This window comes from Niallia sp. FSL W8-0951, assembly GCF_038006525.1.
Lineage (GTDB): Bacteria > Bacillota > Bacilli > Bacillales > Cytobacillaceae > Niallia > Niallia circulans.
This window is the reverse complement of the sequence record NZ_JBBOVK010000001.1, coordinates 1255700-1278497: the sequence shown is the minus strand read 5'-3', so window position 1 is coordinate 1278497 and position 22798 is coordinate 1255700. Positions and strand designations below refer to the sequence as shown.

Sequence of the window (22798 nt, the reverse complement as noted above, 5' to 3'; positions counted from 1 at the left end):
ATTATTAATTTAGAAACATATTAAAACACTTTCATCTCTACTTCTTAATAAATTCTCTTTATTAGTAGAAAACCCTTTAATTTATGATATTTTTTTACCCTTTGTTTCTATTATCGTAAACATTTTTTCATTTTTCTATCGGGCATTTTTCATATTTTTGATTCTTTTAAGCATAAATGTATTCATTAAAACTAGCTTATCTTTCTATAGATAATTATTTATTTTGGAATAGGGAAACTTTCATCAAAAAAAGTCTTCCAAAGAAAGATTTATTTAAAATAATTCGCGCTCTGATAGTAAAAATGATATAATTTTAAGGATATTGGAGTTTGGAGGATTTTTAAATGATAACAGTAACGAATGTAGGTCTTCGATATGGTGATCGCAAATTATTTGAAGATGTTAATATTAAATTTACACCAGGTAATTGCTACGGTCTAATCGGAGCAAACGGTGCAGGAAAATCTACTTTCCTAAAAATACTATCCGGAGAAATAGAAGCTCAATCAGGCAATGTTTCTTTAGGACCTGGAGAAAGACTTGCTGTTTTAAAGCAGAATCACTTTGAATATGAGGAACATGAAGTATTAAAAGTGGTAATAATGGGTCATGCAAGATTATATGAAGTAATGCAAGAGAAAGATGCTATTTACATGAAAGAAAATTTCACAGATGAAGATGGCATGAAAGCCGCAGAGCTTGAAGGAGAATTCGCCGAATTAAACGGATGGGAAGCAGAATCTGAAGCAGCGATTCTTTTAAAAGGATTAGGCATTGGTGAGGAGCTTCATTATAAAACAATGGCGGAATTAAACGGTTCCGATAAAGTGAAAGTGTTATTAGCGCAAGCACTTTTCGGTGAACCTGATGTTCTTTTACTAGATGAGCCTACTAACCATCTGGATATTAACGCAATTAAGTGGCTGGAGGAATTTTTAATTAACTTTGACAATACTGTCATCGTTGTGTCCCATGACAGACATTTCTTAAACAAGGTTTGTACACATATCGCAGACTTAGACTATAGCAGAATCCAAATCTATGTGGGTAACTATGATTTTTGGTATGAATCCAGTCAATTAGCTTCTAGAATGGCAAATGATGCAAACAAAAAGAAAGAAGAAAAAATAAAGGAGCTTCAAAACTTTATTGCTCGCTTTAGCGCAAATGCTTCTAAGTCGAAACAGGCTACTTCCCGAAAGAAATTACTTGATAAAATTTCGTTAGATGACATTAAACCTTCATCACGAAAATATCCATATGTTGCATTTACTCCTGAACGTGAAATTGGTAATGACTTATTAAGAGTCGAAAACCTAACAAAAACCATTGATGGAGTTAAAATTCTTGATAATGTAAGCTTTATTATGAATAAAGATGATAAAATTGCCCTTGTTGGTCCAAATGAAATTGCTAAGACTACCCTATTTCGTATTTTAGCGGGCGAAATGGAGCCAGATAGCGGCACTTACAAATGGGGAGTTACTACTTCTCAAAGTTATTTCCCAGCCGAAAACTCGGAGTATTTTAAAAACGATGACGAAACTCTAGTAGACTGGCTTCGTCAATATTCTCCAAATGATCAAACAGAAAGCTTCTTAAGAGGATTTTTAGGTCGCATGTTATTTTCTGGAGAAGAAGTATTGAAAAAACCTAGCGTTTTATCAGGTGGAGAAAAAGTTCGTTGTATGTTATCTAAAATGATGCTGAGTGGCGCAAATGTTCTACTTTTAGATGAACCTACTAACCATTTAGATTTAGAATCCATCACAGCTTTAAATAATGGATTAATCAACTTTAAAGGTTCATTAATTTTCACTTCTCATGACCATCAGTTTGTATCAACAATTGCTAATCGTATTCTTGAGATTACACCGCAAGGACTTGTTGATAAGCAAATGAATTACGATGAATATTTAGAAGATGAAGCATTACAAAAAAATATTGCAAATATGTACAAATAAAAAAACCGGGATTCCCCGGTTTTTTTAACGTTTAATTGCCTTTTTTCTCATCACATAGATCAAATAAATGGCGAACGGAATAATGAAGACTATTCCTGGAAAAGAAGATTTTTTCTCATCTCTTCCAGCTTCATTCGGAATATTTTTTTTAAATGTTTCCTCTGCGGGCTTAGTTTTTGCTAATTGTACTGATTGAACAATATCGCCGTTATCATTTTCTATCAGGAAAATACCGGTTGAGCTAACCTCTTCCTTCCCTTTTGTGCGTGGAACTGTTATGTTAACTTCCTCTGATGTTTCATAAGTGTTCCCATTAGCAAAAAATGATTTTCCTGCTGGAAGTATCTTATGCGTATATTGGTTAAAGCCATAATCCATTAGTGCTTCCGTATCATTATATACATCCTGCTTATATGTTCCTTTTAAAACGATAGCAATTAAACCTAACTCCCCATTCTCTGCGGTAGTAGCCAAAGTTTGTTTCGATTCGTCTACATAGCCAGTTTTTCCGCCAGTCACTTTGTCATATGGCCGACTCCCGTTTACCATTTGATGATGGCTTACTAATGTAGTATCCCAAGACAAACCATCCCACTTTAATTCATCTGTACCAAATATTTCTCTAAATGTTTCATTTTTCATGGCGTACTGGGTGATTAATGCTAAATCGTTTGCAGTTGTGTAATGATCTTTATCAAATAAACCATTTGGATTTTTGAAATGGGTGGAATGAACATTTACTTTTTCCTTTAAATACTTATTTATACTTGTTTCAAAATCACTAACCGTACCATCTAGATATTCAGCGATAGCTATTGCGGCATCATTTCCAGAGTTAATTAACATTCCATCAAGTAAATGTCTCAGTGTTACTTGCTCACCTTTTTCTAAATAAACTTTTGTCCCTTCCGTTGAATACGCATTCTCACTTACCGTCACAATATCATCTAATTTTCCATTTTCAATCGCATAAATAGCAGTCGCTATTTTTGTTAAACTGGCCGGATACATTTTTTTATACCCATTCTTTTCATATAATACTGCTCCAGTATCACTATCTAATAAGAAAGCTGCCTCACTTATTAATTCAGGTTCCCTATTATCTTCAGCATTACTTATAGCAGGAAAGCAAAATAATAGTAATACGAAACAAAATACAATGCTCGTTTCTTTCATTTTCCCTCACCTATTATTTTCTATGTTTTAAATACCATGACTATTGTACCAAATAATTGAGAATAATAAAGGTCAATCGGGATTTTGTCACAAAAATGAAACGCTTTTGTATTTTTTTTATCATTATACAAGTATACCTTTATTGCTAAACATATAGATTATTCACTTGATAAGCCCTTTAGATAGGCTGCCGCATTTTTCTTTATATTTTTTACAATTTCTAATAAGAATAGAAAAGCTGCCAATAAAAATGGTAAAAGATAATATCCAACCCTATATAAAAAAAGGACTATTAACATTTGTTCTGATTCAATCCCTAAAGATTCTATTCCCCATAAGAATACTAATTCAAAAGAACCCATCCCTCCAGGTATCATACTGATTATTCCAGTACACGCAGCAACTAAGAAAAGCAAGAAAAAATCCCCAATAGATACTGGCAATGCTATTATTTTGGCAATAAAATATAAATATGCAAATAAAAATATCCATTCTAATAGAGAAACAATGATTAAACCAACTATCTGATTTTTGTTAAAAACAAAGTTATGCTGTTTTGCTTTCTGATAACTTACTAGCAGCACTGGAAAGATTAATCCCACTACTATAATAGCTGCAAATATCCAAATATGATCTTCCATTAAATTCAGTCTTTTACTATAAAGAATAGCAATCCAAGACAATAAGCTAATCCCAGATAAATAAAATATTGTTACAATAGCAATCCCTTTAAACAGTTTTTTTCGGTCTGTTTCATATCGTTTATAAAAGAAATTTCGTAAGGCAATACCTATTAAACCACCAAAACCAATTAAATTTGAAAAAGAATTACTAATAAACGAGTATTTACTTACTTTTACAATAGGAACAGGCTTCTTTAAATGTCTTACAAGAAAAAAATCATAAAAAAACATGGGAAGAATCGCAACGAATCCCCCTATTGCAATGTAAAACAAACTATGAAAGGGTATAGTCTGTAAATATTCATATAATTGGTTTATATCTGCTGATACAATCATGTTTTTAATTTCTCTTAAAACGATGATAAATATAACAATCGGCAGTAATATCTTCACTATATTAATTAAGATTTCTTTTTTTCTGATTGACATATTTACCACCTCATACATTTCTTTTGCTTATGTTAATTCTAGTAATAGAGACCTAAAATTAATCTTACCTTATATATGGAAGAAAAGAAACGGAACTTTCTTCAAAAAATTTTTATTTAAATAGCTTTTTTACTATCCAATAGTATGGTCAAAATGAATATCAATATTCTATTGCATGGAAAACTTCTCCACTTCCTTTCTCTATGCTCCATGATGAAAACTCCCCCTATTGTATAACAGTATAATAAAAACAACATAAATATATATAACAGATGTAAAGTTTTTTCTTAGCCTTTTTCTTCTATCTCTTTAAAGTAACTTCTAGGAACCATTGATATTATTGAAGTTCACATATAAGACACAGAATATTCGCGAGATGTACACATTTATTGTGATTGTTCTCACATATTATCTGTTATAGTTAAAACAGAAAGAAAAAAGCTTTCTGTTATATATTTTTATTAAATCATGAGGTGATTATAATGGAAAAAGTTGAAACAACTACTTATTGGGAAGGCTTTAAAAATGGATCATGGCAGAAAGAAGTAAATGTTCGTGATTTCATCCTGAAAAACTTTAAACCATATTATGGAGATTCTGCTTTCTTAGCAGGTCCTACATTAGAAACAACACAATTATGGGAACAAGTAATGGAATTAAGTAAATTAGAAAGAGAACGAGGCGGCGTTTACGATTTAGATACTGACATCGTGTCTACCATTACTTCTCACGGTCCTGGGTACTTAGATAAATCAAAAGAAAAAATTGTCGGAGTACAAACAGATGAGCCTTTCAAACGTTCTTTCCAACCTAACGGTGGTATTAGAATGGCTGTTCAAGCTTGTGAATCATACGGCTATAAAGCGGATGAAGAATTAGTAAAATTCTTTACTGAACATCGTAAAACCCATAACGCAGGAGTTTTTGATGCATATACAGACGAAATGAGATTAGCTAGAAAAGCTGCCATCATTACAGGTCTTCCTGATGCTTATGGTCGCGGAAGAATTATTGGTGACTATCGTCGCGTTGCACTTTATGGTGTTGATTTCTTAATTAATGAAAAACAAAAAGATAAAAAAGCAACTAGTTCTGTTATGACAGAAGAAACAATTCGTTTAAGAGAAGAGCTTTCTGAACAAATTCGTGCTCTACATGAATTAAAAGAATTAGGTGCAAGCTATGGATTTGATTTATCAAGACCAGCAGCAAATGCCCAAGAAGCATTCCAATGGGTTTATCTTGCCTACCTTGCAGCAATAAAAGAACAAAATGGAGCTGCAATGAGCTTAGGCCGTGTATCTACCTTCTTAGATATTTATGTAGAAAGAGACTTAGAAAATGGTACATTAACAGAAAAAGAAGTACAAGAAATTGTGGATCACTTTATCATGAAGCTACGCCTTGTAAAATTTGCTCGTACACCTGACTATAATGAATTATTCAGCGGTGACCCTACTTGGGTAACAGAATCAATTGGTGGTATGGCTAATGACGGAAGACCTTTAGTAACAAAGAACTCATTCCGTTTCCTTCATACTTTAGATAACTTAGGACCTGCACCAGAGCCAAATTTAACTGTGCTATGGTCTACACAGTTACCAGATAATTTTAAGAAATTCTGTGCGCAAATGTCGATTCAAACAAGTGCGATCCAATATGAAAATGATGATATTATGAAACCTCAATGGGGCGATGATTACGGAATTGCATGTTGTGTTTCAGCAATGGAAATTGGTAAGCAGATGCAGTTCTTTGGAGCTCGTGCTAACCTTGCAAAATGTTTATTATACGCAATTAATGGTGGTAAAGATGAGAAGTTAAAAATTCAGGTTGGACCTAAATTTGAACCAATCACTTCTGAATACCTAGACTATAAAGAAGTTACCGAAAAATTTGATAATATGATGGAATGGTTAGCGGGCCTTTATATCAACACATTAAACGTTATCCATTATATGCATGACAAATATAGCTACGAAAGAATTGAAATGGCTCTTCATGATACAGAGATTCTTCGTACAATGGCTACAGGTATTGCCGGATTAAGCGTAGTTACTGACTCATTAAGTGCAATTAAACATGGAAAAGTTAAAGTTATTAGAGACGAAAACGGTCTTGCTGTAGATTTTGAAACGGAAGGAGATTTCCCGAAATATGGTAACAACGACGATGCGGTTGATAGTATTGCAGTTGAGATAGTTGAAAGCTTTATGAAAAAATTACGTAAGCATCAAACATATCGTAATTCTATGCATACTATGTCTATCTTAACCATCACTTCTAATGTTGTATATGGTAAGAAAACAGGTAATACTCCAGACGGACGTCGTGCAGGAGAACCTTTTGCTCCAGGAGCCAACCCTATGCATGGTCGTGACACAAAAGGAACTTTAGCATCCCTATCTTCTGTTGCTAAGTTACCTTACGATTATTCATTAGATGGTATTTCCAATACATTCTCTATTGTTCCAAAAGCTTTAGGCAAGGAAGATGATATTCGGGCAAATAACTTAGTATCTATTTTAGATGGGTATGCAACAAAAGCTGGGCACCACTTAAATGTTAACGTATTTAATAGAGAAACATTGTTAGATGCAATGGAACATCCAGAATTATATCCACAATTAACCATTCGTGTATCTGGATATGCAGTTAACTTTATCAAATTAACTCGTGAACAACAACAAGACGTTATTAGTCGTACCTTCCATGAGTCAATGTAATTCTTAAAGACTGGGCTGAGGGATTTTCTTGTTCCCTCTCCCCTTCTTCTTACAGTGCTACTATACTGGATTGCGGGTTTATTATAAGGAGGAAATAATCATGAACGGCAATATACATTCAATAGAAACATTTGGAACAGTAGATGGCCCAGGTATTCGCTATGTAGTATTTACACAAGGCTGCTTACTCCGCTGCCAATTTTGTCATAATGCTGACACTTGGGAAATTGGTACTGGAAAGCAAATGTCTGTTATGGACATTATCAATGATTTAAAAACATACCTTCCTTTTATCGAACCATCCGGTGGAGGTATTACTGTAAGTGGCGGGGAACCATTATTACAAATACCATTTTTAATAGAACTATTTAAAGAGTGTAAGAAACTTGGTATTCATACCACAATTGACTCTTCTGGTGGTTGTTATTCAAAAGCCCCTTCTTTCCAAACACAATTAGATGAGTTGATGCAATATACTGATTTAGTTTTGCTTGATTTAAAACATATTGACCGTAAAAAGCATATTAAATTGACTGGCATGGGAAATGATCATATTTTAGATTTTGCTGCCTATTTATCTAATAAGAAAGTCCCTATATGGGTTAGACATGTATTAGTACCCACAATTAATGATACAGAAGAAGATTTAACGAGATTAAGTGATTTCATTGCTACACTTGAAAATGTAGAAAAAATTGATATACTCCCTTATCATAAATTAGGTGTATATAAATGGGAGAATCTTGGATTAGAATATCCTTTAAAAGGCATCGAACCACCTACACAAGAATCAGTTGATTTTACGGCTGCTATTTTAAATAGAACAATGTAAAAGTTTTAAAAACAAAGATAAGAGGCATAAATTTACTATGTGATATCTATGCCTCTTACTAGCTATTATCCTATTTAAGCATCACGATTAGCGAATGGGGGATATGGCGGAAATGGAGGTCCTGGTGGTTTTGGTGGACTTGGCGGATAATGTGGACAACATGACTTCTTTTTGCAGCCGACAGATAATTCGGATTCAAAGGATATAGGGATATTTAATAGTGTAACTTCTACGTCTAAACCTAGAATTTTAAGCATTTTATCTCCCTCCTATATTTTTTTTCGTACAAAATTTTGTTAAACAACATTTACATATTTTGTACTTACATTATAGAGTATGTTCATTCCTGGTACATGTTTGTGCTGTGTCATTAATTTAAGAGAGAATATTGCCAATAAAAAGAGACCGAATAAACGATTATCGGTCTCTTCTTCTTTTCTACTATTCTTTCCACCATTCATCAAACATTGATGCAGGTACTTGTCTCTTATGCTCTGTCAATAAATAACGAGCTTCAATCTTTTCTGCAACAGCTTGTGTAACTTCTTTTCCTTCTAAATAATCATCTAATTCATCATAAGTGATACCAAGTTCGGTTTCATCAGCTTGTCCTGGTTTATTATCTAATAAATCGGCAGTTGGCACCTTCAGATATAGAGCCTCTTCTGCATTCAGCTCTTTTAATAATTGCTTTCCTTGTCTTTTTGATAATCCTGTTAACGGTAGAACATCTGCACCGCCATCTCCATACTTTGTAAAGAATCCTGTAACAGCTTCTGCAGCATGATCAGTACCTATCACTAGTAAATTTTCTTGTCCGCCAATTGCATATTGCGCAATCATCCGCATTCTAGCTTTTACATTCCCTTTATGGTAATCAGCTAATGGAGTTTCACTCATGTTATCATAAACAGTCTTCACGTCATCTACAGGAGTTTTAATATTAAATACATATTCCTTATCCGCTTTTATAAATTCCATTGCACGTTTTGCATCTACTTCATCTGCTTGAACTCCATATGGCAATCTTACCGCTACAAAAGTTGCGTTATAGCCTTCCGCTCGTAATTCTTCTACTGCTAATTGTGCCAGTCTTCCTGCTAATGATGAATCTTGTCCACCACTAATCCCTAAAACAAATCCTTTTGCTTTCGCTTTCTTAGCGTAATCCTTTAAAAATTGGACTCTTTTTTCAATTTCTTGTTTTGGATTAATTTCAGGTTGTACGTTTAAATCCTTCATAATTTTTTCTTGTAGCTGACGCATGCTTTTTCCTCCTCATTTGCGTTTTTGAATTGTTACTTTTACCTTTTCTATATGACTCATTTTATTTTCCCAGCATAAAGGGCTTAAATCTACAGGATATTCCTCAGGATTTAAGGAACGCTTATATTCATCCCAAAGTATTTCTAAACTTTGCTCTGAATACTTTTGAATGCTGACGATATCTGGGGTTGCATATATTAACTTACCATCCTTAAAAATATCTTGATGGATATCTACTGCATTAAAATTAGTCACGAATTTGCTGATATACGTGTGGGTTGGATGAAACATTTTTAAGCGTTCTTCGTTTTCAGGATGTTCGGATTCTAAACAGATATAATCCCCTTCAGATTTGCCATTTATATCATTTATAATTCGATATACCCTTTTTAATCCAGGAGTAGTCACTTTTTCTGGATTTCCGCTAATTTTAATCGTATCTTGCATATTGCCTTCTTTATCTTCAATAGAAACGAGCTTATATACGCCGCCAAGTGCTGGCTGATCATATGCTGTAATTAATTTGGTTCCAATTCCCCAAATATCTATTTTTGCGCCTTGTGCTTTTAAGTTAATAATCGTGTATTCATCTAGATCATTGCTTGCAACAATTTTAGTATCATAGAAGCCGGCTTCATCTAGCATTTTTCTTGCTTCTTTTGATAAATAAGCTAAATCACCGCTATCCAGTCGAATCCCTCGGAAATTTATGCTATCGCCTAATTCCTTTGCAACGCGAATAGCATTAGGAACTCCAGAACGCAAAGTATCATATGTGTCTACTAAAAATACGCAATCCTTATGTCTTCGTGCGTATTTATGAAAAGCTATATACTCATCATGATAGGCTTGAATCATGGAATGGGCATGCGTTCCAGAAATCGGAATACCGAATAATTTACCTGCTCTGACATTTGAGGTGGAATTAAAGCCACCGATAAAAGCAGCTCTTGTCCCCCATAATGCTGCATCAAGTTCATGTGCACGTCTGCTTCCAAACTCCATTACGATTCCATCACCAATTACATTTTTAATTCTAGAAGCTTTTGTTGCAATTAATGTTTGGTAATTCACAATATTTAAGATAGCTGTTTCAACAATTTGTGCTTGGGCAAGTGGTGCTTCAATTCTCATTAAAGGTTCATTTGCAAAAACCACTTCTCCTTCTGCTGCTGACCTTAGACTTCCAGTAAAACGGAGATCTTTCAAATAAGCTAGGAAATCTTCCTTAAACCCTTCTTGTCTTAAGTATTCAATATCCCCTTCAGAAAATTGCAGATTCTCTAGGTATTGAATCACTCGTTCTAAACCAGCGAAAACAGCGTAGCCATTATTAAAAGGCAATTTTCTAAAATATACTTCAAAAACAGCATTCTTTTCAGCAATGCCATCCTCCCAGTATGTTTCAGCCATATTAATTTGATATAAGTCCGTATGTAACATTAAACTGTCATCTTTAAAATTAAAACTCATTATAGTCCTCCTGCAACCCCTAAACGACTAAAGGATAGTAGCCCCTAGTACATTTTTAAAATGTTCCAATGCCCACTGATGGCCGATTTCATTAAATGAAGCAACGGCATTTTCATATATATGAATATTATAACCAAGATTATAAGCATCTACAGCAGTATGCAGCACACATATATCTGTACAAACGCCAACTAGATAAATATCTTTAATGGATCTCTCTTGCAATTTTATATGTAAATCAGTGCCTGCAAAAGCACTGTATCTAGTTTTATCCATCCAATACACATTGGTTAAATCTTTGTGATCTTCATAAGTTTTTTGAAGTGTTCCATATAAATCTCTTCCTCTTGTGCCAGCAATATTATGAGGTGGAAAAAGCTTTGACTCTGGATGATATGGATCATTTAATGTATGCAAATCAATTGCAAACACGGTTAAATCATCATTATCGATAAAATTCTTCGTAATGTTGACTATTTCATTCTCAATGGCAATGCCTGGTTCACCACATGGTAAATTGCCCTCCACGAAGTCAAAAGTGTAATCAATATTAATTAGAGCTTTCATTAAATCCCCCCTTAATTTCTACAGAACTTATTAAAAACATCCTATAAGAAAACACCTTGATTTATATTTAAACTATCCTTTATTATACCATTCATTTTATTTTTTCCTATTGTAAATACTTAATTCTTCCTGATTTTATTCAAATTGTTTCTCTAGAAGGGAACTATGTTTTATCATTCAACATTTAAAAATGTCATAAAATATCCTTATTATCTGTAATATTGACCTTTATCCCTAGTTGTTAATTGCTTTTCCACACTAGTTTAGATATAATTTTATTTGTTCACTAATAATGAGGTGTATAAATGATTGATTTATTATTAGACTTAACGTTTTTTCCCAGTTATCAAACGGTTTACTATACATTTTTAGTAGGTCTAGTACTGAAATATTTATGGGATTGGAACATTAAGACAACGGTTCAGCAAGAATTCTTTGCAACGGATGAAAAGTTGTCATTAGATGTTTCTATCACAACAATAAATATGAATGTTCAAAAATATAATACTCCTATTTTGCACTGGATTGTTAAAAATATCCGTAAAAGAATAGAGAGTTCCCATGATGATCCTGAGAAACCAATTACCTCCTTTGTTAGCTAGTATTTAATTAACAATTTGGAGGAATTACAATGAAAATATTATCAAAAAATACATTACTAATCATGCTATTAGGTTTATCAACTATTCTACTGAGTGCTTGTTCCTCATCAGCAAGTGGAAATAATGATGGGTTTTTCCATAAAATATTTGTTGAGCCTTTTACGGCAATTATTCACGGAACAGCAGATGTATTTGCTGGAAGCTACGGCCTTGCGATTATTCTGATCACTTTAGTAATTCGACTTGTCTTAATGCCTTTAATGCTGAAGCAATATAAAAAACAACAATTAATGAAATCAAAAATGGATACAATTAAACCTGAAATGGAAGCAATTCAGAAAAAGATTAAGGCCACTAAAGATCAAAAAGAACAGCAAAAACTGCAAATGGAAATGATGGATCTTTACAAAAAAAATAATATTAACCCACTTAATATTGGATGTTTACCAATGCTGATTCAAATGCCGATTTTAATGGGATTCTATTATGCAATACGTGGTTCTCAAGAAATAGCTAGCCACTCCTTTTTATGGTTTAATTTAGGACAGTCAGATTTAATTCTAACCGCGTTAGCAGGTATTGTTTATTATTTACAATTTAGAGTATCGCAAAGTACCATGACACAAGAACAACAAAAGCAAATGAGTAAAATAGGATTGATTTCTCCTATTATGATTGTAATAGTGTCTTTAAATGCTCCAGCAGCTCTACCACTATATTGGACAGTCGGTGGAACTTTCCTTATCTTCCAATCTTTAATCGGCAGAAAGCTATATCCGCCCCAACCTAATAATAAAAAGATAGCGGCAGATAAATAAGAATAAGGACCACCCGTGAGAACGGGTGGTTTTCTCTGCGGCTGAAAGCCTTTATTACTGACCAAACCCTAAAGGGCTACTGAAAGGTTCGCCAATTGTACTACTTCTACTGGCCAGACCTCAAAGGCCTTCTCTCCTAATTTTTTCGTTTCTTTTTCTTCACTTCTTCCCCTGTAAATGGATCAATATATTCCATCATTGTTAATTGTTCTGCGACTATATCATCTTGTATTTGATTACGGATATATTCTTCAATTACCTTTTTGTTTCTTCCTACCGTATCTACATAATATCCTGTACACCAAAATTTTCGATTTCCATACTTATATTTCAATTGTGCATGTCGATCAAATATCATCAAGCTACTTTTCCCTTTTAGATAGCCTACGAATGCTGATACACTTAATTTTGGCGGAATACTCACTAACATATGTACGTGATCCTTACACGCTGTTGCTTCTATTATCTCCACGCCTTTCCTCTCACATAAGGTACGTAAGATTTGCCCAATATCTTTCTTTATTTTCCCGTAAATAATTTGTCTTCTATATTTTGGTCCAAATACTATGTGATACTTACAATTCCAAGTTGTGTGTGCTAAACTATTATTGTCTTTTGACATAAGGACTTCCTCCTGGCTATTTATTTTCGGTTGGCGAACCAAAAAATATTTTAGCACCAAGAGGAAGTTTTTTTAATACCGCGCTGTAAGCTTTTTGGAACCCTAGGCATAGCCCAGGGTTTTCTTTTCTATAAATAAAGGACAAATTTTACGTAAAGAGCACTTGGCTACATGTAAAATTTGTCCTTTTTTAAATAGACATTTTGTTTAGAAATAGAGACCAAATTTCCATCCTGCAAAGCAAAATAAAATCCCGCCTAAAAAGGTCCCCAAAATATAAAAGAAAAAACCTCCTTTTTTCTTTTCTCGACATAATGTTACTGCCTCAACAGCAAAAGTAGAGAATGTTGTAAATGCTCCTAAAAAACCAATTGCTAAAATAAAATAGGCATTGACATTCACACCCATTCCTACAATTAATCCTAGTAGAAACGATCCGATTATATTGACAATCATGGTCGGAATAGGGATAGACGATGCCATTATTTTTTTTAGTTCATTTATAAAAAAATAACGAGAAATAGCGCCAATAAAACCGCCAACTCCAATTAACAAAAGATTACTAACCATTTGATTTACTCCATTTTCTTTCTCCAATTTTCATTCCTAAATACGCAAAACTAATTCCAAATACGGCACTACCAACAACATAACTAATAGCGGGCACAGGACTACCTGCAATTAGCAATTGAACAGTATCCAGACTGAGTGTTGATAAAGTAGTAAAAGAACCAATCATGCCTGTTCCAATGGCTGCAGTATATTCTGATTTTAACTTTTGTTTTTTTATAATGGCGCTGGTAAACCAGCCTAATATAAAGGAACCAGCAATATTAATTCCCAATGTTTGCAGGGGAAAATCATAGTCAAAAGGAATTTGACCTACAATAAATCGCAAAATGCTCCCTATCACCCCGCCAATACCAACAAATATATAACTCATAATTATTCATTCCTTTATTTAATAAAATCAATTCAGGATTATGATACAAAAAAGATGTCTAATGAAAAGAATAGGTATGATTTTCAAAGGAATTCTTTCTATCATTTCATTCCTATAAACCTCATAGCTTTTCTATCATAAAAGACATCTTATCTTTCTTATATTGTTTGAAAATAATCTTTGTAAAAACCGCCAACTTTACCAGAGTTATCTACAACAAAGTAAAATTCCTCTGTCTCATTCTTTACTTCATACTCTTTTCCTACTGTTAACACTCTATTAACAATGTATTTGTTTGCATCTGTATGTATACATTTTACTTTTTTAACAGATGGTTTCTTTTCCCAGTTTTCATGTATCATTTTATTGCTCCTTTCATCTAGTACTATCCTAGTATAAAGGGAAACCGATACATAGTGCAACAGGTTCTGTTATGAAACTAAATTCTGTTGTTCCTTTTCCATCCACTTAATCCTATTTCTTTCAAATGTAAACCATTTTCCTGTGTCTACTTGTAAAAAAGTCATGTAGCATATGCCATTAATCCAATCCATGCGTTTGAAATCCATTGCATAATAGAATGTATGATTATATTTGATGACATAAATGTTTTTATGTTCTTGAATATACATATTATGACCTTCCTTCTATGATGTAGTTAGTATTCTATACCACAGGAAAACTACCTCTTAAACCAAAATAATTATTATATTAATGTAACATTTTATTTAATTTCTATCTTGGTATACTTTCCTTCTTCCTCCTGTGATTTCCTTTTTGAGCCTTATCGATTTATGGAAAATACAGGTAAATACTTCCGAGTTTTTTCTTCTTGATGAACAGTAACGATCTTTCGTTTACATAAATTATTATTACCACTTGGGTAATAGTCTTCAAATTCTTCTAAAATCAGTAAATCTATACGTGGTACACGTATAATTCTCAATACACTTGTTTTTGATCATCAATATTGAAAATCGATAATTGATGTTTCCATCAAATAATTTTTTATGTACCCGAGCATCATCTGTCAGATATTGATAGATTCCTACCATGTAATGATATATTATTCTTTTAGCAAAGACCCGTAGATAAAGGATTTGTACTGTGCTTTGCATCCAGAAAAATTCCTTTGAAATTGGTTCAAATCAACACTTTTTGTACGATTTCAAATACTATTCTATTATAAAAAGATACAGGGAGTTCCCGATAATAGAAACTCCCTGTATCTATATTTAGCGAAGTAATTAAGCCTCAAACAATAGCGACTCAGGATCTTCTAGTAGATCTTTTATTCTTGCTAGGAATGTAACTGCTTCTTTTCCATCAATGATGCGGTGATCATAAGACAGAGCCAAATACATCATTGGTCTATTTTCCATTCTCTCAGCATCGATTGCCACAGGACGCAGCTGTATTTTATGCATTCCAAGTATACCGACCTGTGGTCCGTTAAGAATTGGAGTAGATAACAAAGATCCAAAAACACCGCCGTTTGTAATAGTAAATGTCCCACCCTGTAAATCGCTTAATGATAGTTTATTACTTCTTGCTTTACTTGCAAAGTCTAAAATTTCACTTTCTATTTCAGCGAAGTTTTTCCGGTCAGCGTCTCTTAAGACTGGTACAACAAGCCCTTCATCTGTTGATACAGCAATACCGATATCATAGTATTTTTTTAAGACAATTTGGTCACCTTGGATTTCTGCATTTAATAATGGCGCTTTCTTTAGAGCTGCTACGACAGCTTTAGTAAAGAAAGACATAAAGCCAAGCTTCACATCATTCTCTTTTTGAAATGCATCTTTTCTACGATTTCTTAAGGCCATAATATTAGTCATATCAACTTCATTAAAAGTAGTTAGCATTGCCGTATTTTGTTTAACCTCTAATAATCGATTAGCGATTGTTTGTCTTCTTCTTGTCATTCTCACTCTTTCCACTCGATTATCTGATTCTACAGCAGGTGCTGCCTTTTCAACTTTCGGTGTTTGTACTGATTGTGCTGAAACTGATGCAGCCGCCTTTTGATCATGTGCTGCAACATCTTGCGCTCTTACTCTTCCTAATGGATCATTCGTTTGGACTGCTGTTAAATCGATTCCTCTCTCTCTTGCCAGCTTGCGAGCAGCTGGTGAAGCAATAGGATGTTGTTTATTAACTTGTTCTTCTTTTTGTTCCTTTGGCTCCTCTGTAGTTTGAGCTTCTGTTTCAATCTTTTCAGCTTTTTTTTCTTCTACTGCCTGTGGTTCTTCAGGAGCTCCTTCTGCGCTGACTATAGCAATTGTTTCTCCGACTTGAACCGTATCTCCTTCATTTGCTTTTAATTCTTTAATGATTCCACTTTCCTCAGAAATAATTTCCACATTTACTTTATCTGTTTCCAATTCAACAATATAGTCGCCCTTTTCCACATATTCCCCTGTTTTCTTTAACCATTGGGCTACAGTTCCTTCGGTAATTGATTCAGCTAATTCTGGTACCTTAATCTCTGCCATTTTAATTTTCCCCCTCAATTCATTCCATAGTCAATGCTTCATTTACGATTCTTGCTTGATCTTTTCGATGAACAATTGGATCCCCTTCAGCAGGACTAGATCTTCTTCTTCTACCGACATATTGTAAGGAAATAGAATCGGAAATTAGTTTTCTAATTCTTGGCTCCATAAAGCTCCATGCTCCCATATTCTTTGGCTCCTCTTGAACCCATACTACCTCTTTTAAATTTGGGTAGCGTTGAATAATTTCAGTTAGCCTCTCTTCTGGGAAAGGGTAAATTTCTTCAACTCTTGCAAGGTGGATTGCTTCTGCATTTTCAAGCTTTTTATGTGCTTGATATAAGTCAATGGAAATTTTACCGGTAGAAAGAACTAATCGCGTAACAGCATTGTCATTTTGTCCTGTGTTATCTACTTCTAAAACAGAATGAAACGCACCTTCACTAAATTCTAGTCCGTTAGAAGCAACATCAGCATTACGCAGCAAGCTCTTTGGTGTCATAATAACTAAAGGTCGTACTTCTTCTTTATTTAGAATTGCTGCCTGTCTTCTTAAAATATGAAAGTATTGTGCAGATGATGATAAATTTGCAACCGTCCAGTTATTTTCAGCTGCTAAGATTAAGAATCGCTCCAATCTTGCACTGGAATGTTCTGGTCCCTGACCTTCATATCCATGTGGTAAAAGCATTACTAAACCAGATTTCTGTCCCCATTTAGCTCTGCCAGCTGCAATGAATTGATCAAACATTACTTGTGCTGCATTAGCAAAATCACCAAATTGCGCTTCCCATAATACAAGTGTTTCAGGAGCATGAACATTGTAACCGTACTCAAATCCTAGTACAGAACCTTCCGATAACGGACTGTTATGAACAGCAAATGACGCTTTCGCTTTAGATAAGGTATGCAAAGGTGAATACTGCTTCCCTGTTACATAGTCATGTAAAATAATATTACGATGAGCAAATGTACCACGTTCAGAATCCTGCCCTGAAAGTCTGATTGGTGTACCGTCTTCTAAAATCGTTGCAAAAGCCAATGTTTCCGCTAAAGACCAATCAATTTTCCCTTCCCCTTCTAGAGCATCATTTCTCCGCTTTAAAACTTTTCCTAATTTATCAAAAACTTGAAATTGAGAAGGATAGGAAAGTAACTCACTATTTATTTGTTTTAATTGCTCAATTGGAACAGATGTTTTAACTTTCGGCAATTGACGCTCCACCGAATTAGGTGGGTTGGTAATATCCGGATCTTCATTTTTCTTTGGTACTCTATCATGTGCTTCTTTAAGTTTTCTTGTAACCTCTTCTTTCAACGCTTGAATATCTTCTTCATTTATCACATTTTCGGCAACTAGCTTTTCACCGTACAGCTTTGTAATGGTTGGATGTTCGTGAATTAACTTGTACATTAATGGATTTGTCGTCATTGGTTCATCCATTTCATTGTGACCATATCTTCTATAACCAATTAAATCGATTAAAAAGTCCTTCTTAAACTTCTCTCTATATTCGATAGCTAGTTTTGCAGCTTTTATACAAGCTTCTGGGTCATCTGCATTCACGTGAATAATAGGAATCTCAAATCCCTTTGCAAGATCACTAGCATATCTAGTAGATCTCGAATCACTAGATTCTGTTGTAAATCCAATTGTGTTATTAGCGATAATATGAATTGTTCCACCTGTTCGATAACCCTTTAACCCTGTTAAATTTAAAGTCTCAGAAACAATTCCTTGCCCAGGAAAAGCTGCATCTCCGTGGATTAAAATAGCTAGTGATTTATTAGAATCTTCCGCTGGAAAGCCAGGTTTTGTTCTATCATCCTGTGAAGCTCTTGTAAATCCTTCTACTACTGCACCTACAAACTCCAGATGACTTGGATTGTTTGCAAGAGTGAGCCGGACATTTGAAACATTATTTGATTTAATTTGTCGATCCAAGCCTAAATGGTATTTTACATCCCCAGTCCAGCCAAAGCTAATACCGATTGATCCTTCTGATGGTACTAACTGTTTATTAGGAGCATGCTGAAATTCTGCAAATATCATTTCATAAGGCTTCTCTAATACATGGGCTAACACATTTAATCGACCTCTATGCGCCATTCCTATATTAATATTTTGAGCACCATTTAATACTGATTCAGATATAATCTTATCTATCATTGGTACCATTGTATCGAGACCTTCAATCGAAAATCTCTTTTGACCGACATATGTTCTATGTAAAAAATTTTCGAATTCTTCAACTTCTATTACCCTTTTTAAAAGCTTTCTTTTTAACTCTTTATGACAGGCGGGTTTTAAGCTTCCTGACTCTACTTTAGACTGTAGCCAGTTTTTTTCTTTAATATCATTAACATGATAGTATTCAAATGCAATGGTCTTTGTATAAATCTCTTTTAAATATTGAACCGCTTCATAGCCATTTATTATATGATTAGGAGCATCTGGACAAATTAAACGAGCTGGAATTTTTTCTAAATCTTCTTTCGTTAAATCAAAACGAGCTAAATCAAATAACTCATACTCTCTCTTATGATCCTTTAAAGGATAAATATCAGCCGCTAAATGTCCATATGCTCTTATCTTATTCACTAATGTTACTGCTGCAATAATTTTTTCAACTTGAACTTCGGACTGTAGAGATAAATGATTCGTGCTAGTTTTTGTTTGATTATCAATTGGGGGACCCCATTGATCAAAATGCCTTTTCATTTCTTCATCAACTGAATTTGGATCTTGAACGTATTTCTCATAAAGCTCCATTACGAGCCCTAAGTTCGGCCCATAAAATCTTGGTTGGTATGAGACTGTACCATCAGATGGCTTCTCCATGAAAATTTCCCTCCACCACTTTTATTATCATTTTTTATCTTCCCTTTGTTATTGCGCTTTACACTTTCTAGTGAAAAAACATTTTTTAAAACGTTTACATTTCTATTCTATCATGGTTTAATAACAGCTTCAAAAGTTTTACACATTTTTATGGTAAAAAAATTAAAAATATTTTTTATCGGCCCTATCTTCAGAAAAAAAAACAATCTTAGTAGTAATCATATGCAGCATAAAGTTTTACATGACAAAGCAAAAAAGAGTGAAACATAGTTAACCCGAAAAAAAAGCCAGACAAACATGGTTTCCTCTGTTTGTCTGGCTTTATTAGTTGCTCATAATAGGAATAATTCGAAAGAAATTACAGGATGCTAATATTCTGCTCCCTGCCCTTCTTCCTCTTTTTCTTTGATGATAACTATATTTTAAAGCGAACAATTACTTTTGTTCCTTGACCAACCTTACTTTTAATTTCAATTGTCCCATTATATAAACTAACAATTTGCTTTGCAATGGCTAATCCAAGTCCTGTTCCACCCTGTTCTCTACTCCTAGCTTTATCCACTCGATAAAACCGGTCAAATACTTTTTCAAGATCTTCTTTAGGTATTCCAATTCCATGATCGATAATTTCAAGGATAAAATGGTTGTCTTTTTCATACGTATGCAGAAAAATATTTTTTTCATGTACAGAATATTTGACCGCATTATCAAGTAATATAGTCGTTATTTGCTGCAAATGTTGCTCAGATACCTCATAAAGATGGAGAGAGTCAAGTTTTATCTCGAATGTAAAATCGTCATGGAGCATCACAAAATCACGAATAGTATGCTCAAAAATCCACTTTACCCTCTCAGGAGTTAATTCTGCATCCATTCTATTTTGCTCTAATTTGGATAAGTCTAATAAACTGATAATTAGTTTTTTTAGACGAGCAACTTCTTCAGTTGATGTTTGCAGTGACTCTTCTAATATATCTTCATTATTCTTCCCCCATCTATTTAGCATGGAAAGATGACCCTCTAAGACAGAAACCGGGGTCCTCAATTCATGGGAAGCGTCTTCAATAAATTGTTTTTGCTGCTGAAAGGATTGTTCAATCACATCCATCATCTCATTGAAAATAAGAGATAAATCAGCAATTTCGTCCTTTTGAGGATAGACTGGCATCCTTTCCTTGAATCCACTGTTTTTTATTTTTTTCATTGTTTTTGTCATCGAATTAACTGGTCGTAATAATAAATAGGAAATAAAATAACCAATAAGGGCGCTGATAATGAGTGCAGCAATTGCAAACATTGTCATTGCAAACCATAAGTGTTCTCGTACTTTATCTAAGGATTCCAGAGAACGAATAATTTCTACTCTGCCATTAAATGCTTTTGTCTTAATTTCCTTACTATAAACTAGTGAATTCTGATCTCCAATTGAAATATAATGAAACTGTTCATCATTATATATTTGATTGGGCTCAATAATCGGGAAATCTCCATTCATATCTGCAAGGATGGCTTGTCCATTTTCATCTAAAATACGAATTAGTTGGTTATTATTATTAAGTTTTTCTAATAAAGTGACATTTGCGGCGATTTCTTCGTCTGTAGGATTCTTTTCTTGCAAACTCAATTGTTTAACAACTTGGTTCATCGCTTGTTTTACATCTGTTTCTTCCTGATTTAATAACCAAGAAGAAACAGTATGAAATTCAAAAAAGGAAAAAATAGAATAAGTTAAAAAAATACTAAAGGATAACCCAAGTGTTAATTTCCATTTCCAAGGTAAAAGAGATATTTTTTTTATCCATTTCATCTCATCACATATCCTATTCCTCTGACCGTTTCGATATATACTTCTTGTCCAGATGGATCAAGCTTATTCCTTAAATACCTAACATATACATCGATTACGTTTGTTTCTACTTCTGATTCATAACCCCAGATTTTTTCTAATAATATATCTCTTGATAAGACAATATTAATATTGGTCATGAACATATAAAGCAAATCATACTCTCGTTTGGTTAAGGACAGAATCTCATCTCCTTTTTTGGCGATATGTGATTCCACCTCCAGAGTAATATCTTTATAAGTCAACTTTGTCATAATTTGATTGGAAGTATTTGTTTGTGGCTCTACTCGGCGAAATAATGCACGTAATCTAGCAAGCAGTTCTTCAATCGCAAATGGCTTAACCAAATAATCGTCTGCGCCACTATCTAATCCAGAAACTCGATCTAAAACGCTATCCCGTGCAGTTATCATTAATATTGGGGTGTTTTTTGTTTGACGGAGTCTTCTGCATACCTCAATGCCATTTAATTCAGGCAGCATTAAATCTAATAAGATAATATCCCACTCTTCCTCTAATGCTTTATGAAGACCGCTCCTACCATCTGAGCAGACTTCTGTTTTATACCCTTCATATGTTAATTCCAACTCGATAAATCTCGATAAATTTTTTTCGTCTTCTATAATCAAAATTTTTTTCATTATACCACGCTCTCTATTTAACATAGGCAATGTTACAAGCGGCATGTTGAAATTTGATTTATTATGAAAGGAAATTTCAACAAAACTGCTTTAACTTGCCTAAATATATGATTATTTTATCATGTTAGAAGCTTGATATACAAAAAATACCCCGTAATCTTTAATTTTGCTTCGAAAACATTGAATCCATAATAGCATGTGCCATTTCTACAAATTGAAATCCGAATAATGATGCTGCTGTTAAAGAACTAAATACAATCATTGCAATGCGAAGAAATTGCATGTTTCATCTCTCCTTTGAATTAAACTTTCGCTTAAAAGTATCGAGGTCATTCCTCTATTACCCATTAATAACTATATTGAAAGCACATTTCTAGTTAATTTAATAAATTAAAAAACTTTTCTAATGTGCTAATGTGAATAAAACTTATGGTATACCTCTTTTTGTAAAAAAGCATGAAAGAAACATTAAAATTTGATGAGAAGAAAAAATAAAGAATATAATTGATGGAATTAGCCATTATAAAATTAGAAACCTTTCTAATTATTGTAAGTCCTGACAACAGATATGGTTCATTCATACGAAAGGAAGCGTTCATGTAGATAGCCATTTCCATGAACAATGGTTTGTAAGTTTAGGAGGTAGATCGATGAATATTGGGCGTGCGATTGAAATTATGAATGCTGCAGATATTGTGGATGTTAGTTATCAAGGAGAAAAGATTATTATCCAGAATGTAAATGAAAAAACAAAGAAAGCAACTATCTATACAAAAACAAATCCAGAACACGAGTTAGATGTAGATGTATACCAGCTTATTGAAGAAATATGATGATATATTACAATAGAAAGAATATAGTTTCTTTTCA

Annotated in this window: 22 protein-coding genes; 6 read left to right on the top strand and 16 right to left on the bottom strand. The window is 33.6% G+C overall.

Going from position 1 to position 22798, the window contains the following annotated elements; translation table 11 throughout:
• The first annotated feature begins 344 nt into the window (after positions 1-344).
• Complete coding sequence (locus tag NSS71_RS06000) at positions 345-1964, top strand: ABC-F family ATP-binding cassette domain-containing protein (RefSeq protein WP_047943409.1); 1620 nt, start codon at positions 345-347, stop codon at positions 1962-1964.
• 24 nt (positions 1965-1988) lie between these two features.
• Here NSS71_RS06000 and NSS71_RS05995 read toward each other — a convergent pair whose 3' ends face one another.
• Together NSS71_RS05995 and NSS71_RS05990 are read right to left on the bottom strand one after the other, a co-directional pair.
• A complete protein-coding gene (locus NSS71_RS05995; protein ID WP_341151365.1) occupies positions 1989-3140 on the bottom strand; it encodes a D-alanyl-D-alanine carboxypeptidase family protein in 1152 nt (383 codons plus the stop codon).
• Positions 3141-3298: 158 nt separating this feature from the next.
• Positions 3299-4252 (bottom strand): lysylphosphatidylglycerol synthase domain-containing protein, encoded by a 954-nt coding sequence (locus tag NSS71_RS05990; protein ID WP_053215737.1) that lies wholly within the window; start codon positions 4250-4252, stop codon positions 3299-3301.
• A 482-nt stretch (positions 4253-4734) separates the two neighbouring features.
• On the opposite strand from NSS71_RS05990, the gene pflB reads away from it, so the two are divergent.
• Positions 4735-6978: a formate C-acetyltransferase gene (gene pflB, locus NSS71_RS05985; protein WP_047943407.1), complete on the top strand. Its 2244-nt coding sequence runs from the start codon at positions 4735-4737 to the stop codon at positions 6976-6978.
• A gap of 100 nt (positions 6979-7078) precedes the next feature.
• Complete coding sequence (gene pflA, locus NSS71_RS05980) at positions 7079-7810, top strand: pyruvate formate-lyase-activating protein (protein WP_341151364.1); 732 nt, start codon at positions 7079-7081, stop codon at positions 7808-7810.
• A gap of 74 nt (positions 7811-7884) precedes the next feature.
• On the opposite strand, the gene NSS71_RS05975 is transcribed toward pflA, so the two are convergent.
• The 4 genes from NSS71_RS05975 to NSS71_RS05960 form a co-directional block, all read right to left on the bottom strand.
• On the bottom strand, positions 7885-8067 hold the full coding sequence (locus tag NSS71_RS05975) for a hypothetical protein (protein WP_047943405.1): 183 nt from the start codon (positions 8065-8067) through the stop codon (positions 7885-7887).
• 184 nt (positions 8068-8251) lie between these two features.
• Positions 8252-9076: an ammonia-dependent NAD(+) synthetase gene (nadE, locus tag NSS71_RS05970; RefSeq protein WP_047943404.1), complete on the bottom strand. Its 825-nt coding sequence runs from the start codon at positions 9074-9076 to the stop codon at positions 8252-8254.
• 12 nt (positions 9077-9088) lie between these two features.
• Positions 9089-10549, bottom strand: coding sequence for a nicotinate phosphoribosyltransferase (locus NSS71_RS05965; protein WP_144547203.1), 1461 nt, complete (start codon positions 10547-10549; stop codon positions 9089-9091).
• A 27-nt stretch (positions 10550-10576) separates the two neighbouring features.
• Entirely contained in the window at positions 10577-11116 is a 540-nt protein-coding gene (locus NSS71_RS05960; protein WP_047943402.1) for a cysteine hydrolase family protein, read from the bottom strand.
• 305 nt (positions 11117-11421) lie between these two features.
• Here NSS71_RS05960 and NSS71_RS05955 point away from each other — a divergent pair, with 305 nt between their 5' ends.
• Together NSS71_RS05955 and yidC are read left to right on the top strand one after the other, a co-directional pair.
• On the top strand, positions 11422-11718 hold the full coding sequence (locus NSS71_RS05955; protein ID WP_061798868.1) for a hypothetical protein: 297 nt from the start codon (positions 11422-11424) through the stop codon (positions 11716-11718).
• A 29-nt stretch (positions 11719-11747) separates the two neighbouring features.
• On the top strand, positions 11748-12536 hold the full coding sequence (gene yidC, locus NSS71_RS05950) for a membrane protein insertase YidC (protein ID WP_061798870.1): 789 nt from the start codon (positions 11748-11750) through the stop codon (positions 12534-12536).
• A gap of 136 nt (positions 12537-12672) precedes the next feature.
• On the opposite strand, the gene tnpA is transcribed toward yidC, so the two are convergent.
• From tnpA to NSS71_RS05900, 10 genes are all read right to left on the bottom strand, one after another.
• On the bottom strand, positions 12673-13158 hold the full coding sequence (gene tnpA, locus NSS71_RS05945) for an IS200/IS605 family transposase (protein WP_341117765.1): 486 nt from the start codon (positions 13156-13158) through the stop codon (positions 12673-12675).
• Positions 13159-13365: 207 nt separating this feature from the next.
• The gene (locus NSS71_RS05940; protein ID WP_095257323.1) at positions 13366-13728 is read right to left on the bottom strand and encodes a fluoride efflux transporter FluC; all 363 of its coding nucleotides are present in this window, start codon (positions 13726-13728) and stop codon (positions 13366-13368) included.
• A complete protein-coding gene (locus tag NSS71_RS05935) occupies positions 13721-14101 on the bottom strand; it encodes a fluoride efflux transporter FluC (protein ID WP_061798874.1) in 381 nt (126 codons plus the stop codon). Before NSS71_RS05935 ends, NSS71_RS05940 begins: the two co-directional genes overlap by 8 nt.
• A 158-nt stretch (positions 14102-14259) precedes the next feature.
• Complete coding sequence (locus tag NSS71_RS05930) at positions 14260-14463, bottom strand: DUF6501 family protein (RefSeq protein ID WP_047943398.1); 204 nt, start codon at positions 14461-14463, stop codon at positions 14260-14262.
• Between the two features lie 69 nt (positions 14464-14532).
• Positions 14533-14733, bottom strand: coding sequence for a hypothetical protein (locus tag NSS71_RS05925; RefSeq protein ID WP_047943397.1), 201 nt, complete (start codon positions 14731-14733; stop codon positions 14533-14535).
• Between the two features lie 615 nt (positions 14734-15348).
• The gene (gene odhB / locus NSS71_RS05920; protein WP_061798876.1) at positions 15349-16599 is read right to left on the bottom strand and encodes a 2-oxoglutarate dehydrogenase complex dihydrolipoyllysine-residue succinyltransferase; all 1251 of its coding nucleotides are present in this window, start codon (positions 16597-16599) and stop codon (positions 15349-15351) included.
• Positions 16600-16618: 19 nt separating this feature from the next.
• Positions 16619-19441 (bottom strand): 2-oxoglutarate dehydrogenase E1 component, encoded by a 2823-nt coding sequence (locus tag NSS71_RS05915; RefSeq protein ID WP_251687248.1) that lies wholly within the window; start codon positions 19439-19441, stop codon positions 16619-16621.
• Positions 19442-19856: 415 nt separating this feature from the next.
• Positions 19857-21248, bottom strand: coding sequence for a HAMP domain-containing sensor histidine kinase (locus NSS71_RS05910; RefSeq protein ID WP_095257327.1), 1392 nt, complete (start codon positions 21246-21248; stop codon positions 19857-19859).
• Positions 21245-21928: a response regulator transcription factor gene (locus NSS71_RS05905; RefSeq protein WP_061798882.1), complete on the bottom strand. Its 684-nt coding sequence runs from the start codon at positions 21926-21928 to the stop codon at positions 21245-21247. Before NSS71_RS05905 ends, NSS71_RS05910 begins: the two co-directional genes overlap by 4 nt.
• 160 nt (positions 21929-22088) lie before the next feature.
• Positions 22089-22211 carry a hypothetical protein gene (locus NSS71_RS05900; protein WP_268874830.1) on the bottom strand — a complete coding sequence of 41 codons (123 nt, stop codon included), beginning with the start codon at positions 22209-22211 and terminating at the stop codon, positions 22089-22091.
• 367 nt (positions 22212-22578) lie between these two features.
• Between NSS71_RS05900 and NSS71_RS05895 the strand changes: the two genes are divergently transcribed.
• The gene (locus NSS71_RS05895; protein WP_061798884.1) at positions 22579-22761 is read left to right on the top strand and encodes an H-type small acid-soluble spore protein; all 183 of its coding nucleotides are present in this window, start codon (positions 22579-22581) and stop codon (positions 22759-22761) included.
• Positions 22762-22798 lie beyond the last annotated feature (37 nt).

What these genes read in the sequence shown, in the direction of transcription:
- NSS71_RS05960 (WP_047943402.1), bottom strand. Translation starts at nt 11,116, where the DNA reads ATGAAAGCTCTAATTAATATTGATTACACTTTTGACTTCGTGGAGGGC.
- NSS71_RS05935 (WP_061798874.1), bottom strand. Translation starts at nt 14,101, where the DNA reads ATGAGTTATATATTTGTTGGTATTGGCGGGGTGATAGGGAGCATTTTG.
- tnpA (WP_341117765.1), bottom strand. Translation starts at nt 13,158, where the DNA reads ATGTCAAAAGACAATAATAGTTTAGCACACACAACTTGGAATTGTAAG.
- NSS71_RS05975 (WP_047943405.1), bottom strand. Translation starts at nt 8,067, where the DNA reads ATGCTTAAAATTCTAGGTTTAGACGTAGAAGTTACACTATTAAATATC.
- NSS71_RS05940 (WP_095257323.1), bottom strand. Translation starts at nt 13,728, where the DNA reads ATGGTTAGTAATCTTTTGTTAATTGGAGTTGGCGGTTTTATTGGCGCT.
- nadE (WP_047943404.1), bottom strand. Translation starts at nt 9,076, where the DNA reads ATGCGTCAGCTACAAGAAAAAATTATGAAGGATTTAAACGTACAACCT.
- NSS71_RS05895 (WP_061798884.1), top strand. Translation starts at nt 22,579, where the DNA reads ATGAATATTGGGCGTGCGATTGAAATTATGAATGCTGCAGATATTGTG.
- NSS71_RS05990 (WP_053215737.1), bottom strand. Translation starts at nt 4,252, where the DNA reads ATGTCAATCAGAAAAAAAGAAATCTTAATTAATATAGTGAAGATATTA.
- NSS71_RS05955 (WP_061798868.1), top strand. Translation starts at nt 11,422, where the DNA reads ATGATTGATTTATTATTAGACTTAACGTTTTTTCCCAGTTATCAAACG.
- pflA (WP_341151364.1), top strand. Translation starts at nt 7,079, where the DNA reads ATGAACGGCAATATACATTCAATAGAAACATTTGGAACAGTAGATGGC.
- odhB (WP_061798876.1), bottom strand. Translation starts at nt 16,599, where the DNA reads ATGGCAGAGATTAAGGTACCAGAATTAGCTGAATCAATTACCGAAGGA.
- NSS71_RS05910 (WP_095257327.1), bottom strand. Translation starts at nt 21,248, where the DNA reads ATGAAATGGATAAAAAAAATATCTCTTTTACCTTGGAAATGGAAATTA.
- NSS71_RS05995 (WP_341151365.1), bottom strand. Translation starts at nt 3,140, where the DNA reads ATGAAAGAAACGAGCATTGTATTTTGTTTCGTATTACTATTATTTTGC.
- NSS71_RS05930 (WP_047943398.1), bottom strand. Translation starts at nt 14,463, where the DNA reads ATGATACATGAAAACTGGGAAAAGAAACCATCTGTTAAAAAAGTAAAA.
- NSS71_RS06000 (WP_047943409.1), top strand. Translation starts at nt 345, where the DNA reads ATGATAACAGTAACGAATGTAGGTCTTCGATATGGTGATCGCAAATTA.
- pflB (WP_047943407.1), top strand. Translation starts at nt 4,735, where the DNA reads ATGGAAAAAGTTGAAACAACTACTTATTGGGAAGGCTTTAAAAATGGA.
- NSS71_RS05915 (WP_251687248.1), bottom strand. Translation starts at nt 19,441, where the DNA reads ATGGAGAAGCCATCTGATGGTACAGTCTCATACCAACCAAGATTTTAT.
- NSS71_RS05905 (WP_061798882.1), bottom strand. Translation starts at nt 21,928, where the DNA reads ATGAAAAAAATTTTGATTATAGAAGACGAAAAAAATTTATCGAGATTT.
- NSS71_RS05925 (WP_047943397.1), bottom strand. Translation starts at nt 14,733, where the DNA reads ATGTATATTCAAGAACATAAAAACATTTATGTCATCAAATATAATCAT.
- NSS71_RS05900 (WP_268874830.1), bottom strand. Translation starts at nt 22,211, where the DNA reads ATGCAATTTCTTCGCATTGCAATGATTGTATTTAGTTCTTTAACAGCA.
- yidC (WP_061798870.1), top strand. Translation starts at nt 11,748, where the DNA reads ATGAAAATATTATCAAAAAATACATTACTAATCATGCTATTAGGTTTA.
- NSS71_RS05965 (WP_144547203.1), bottom strand. Translation starts at nt 10,549, where the DNA reads ATGAGTTTTAATTTTAAAGATGACAGTTTAATGTTACATACGGACTTA.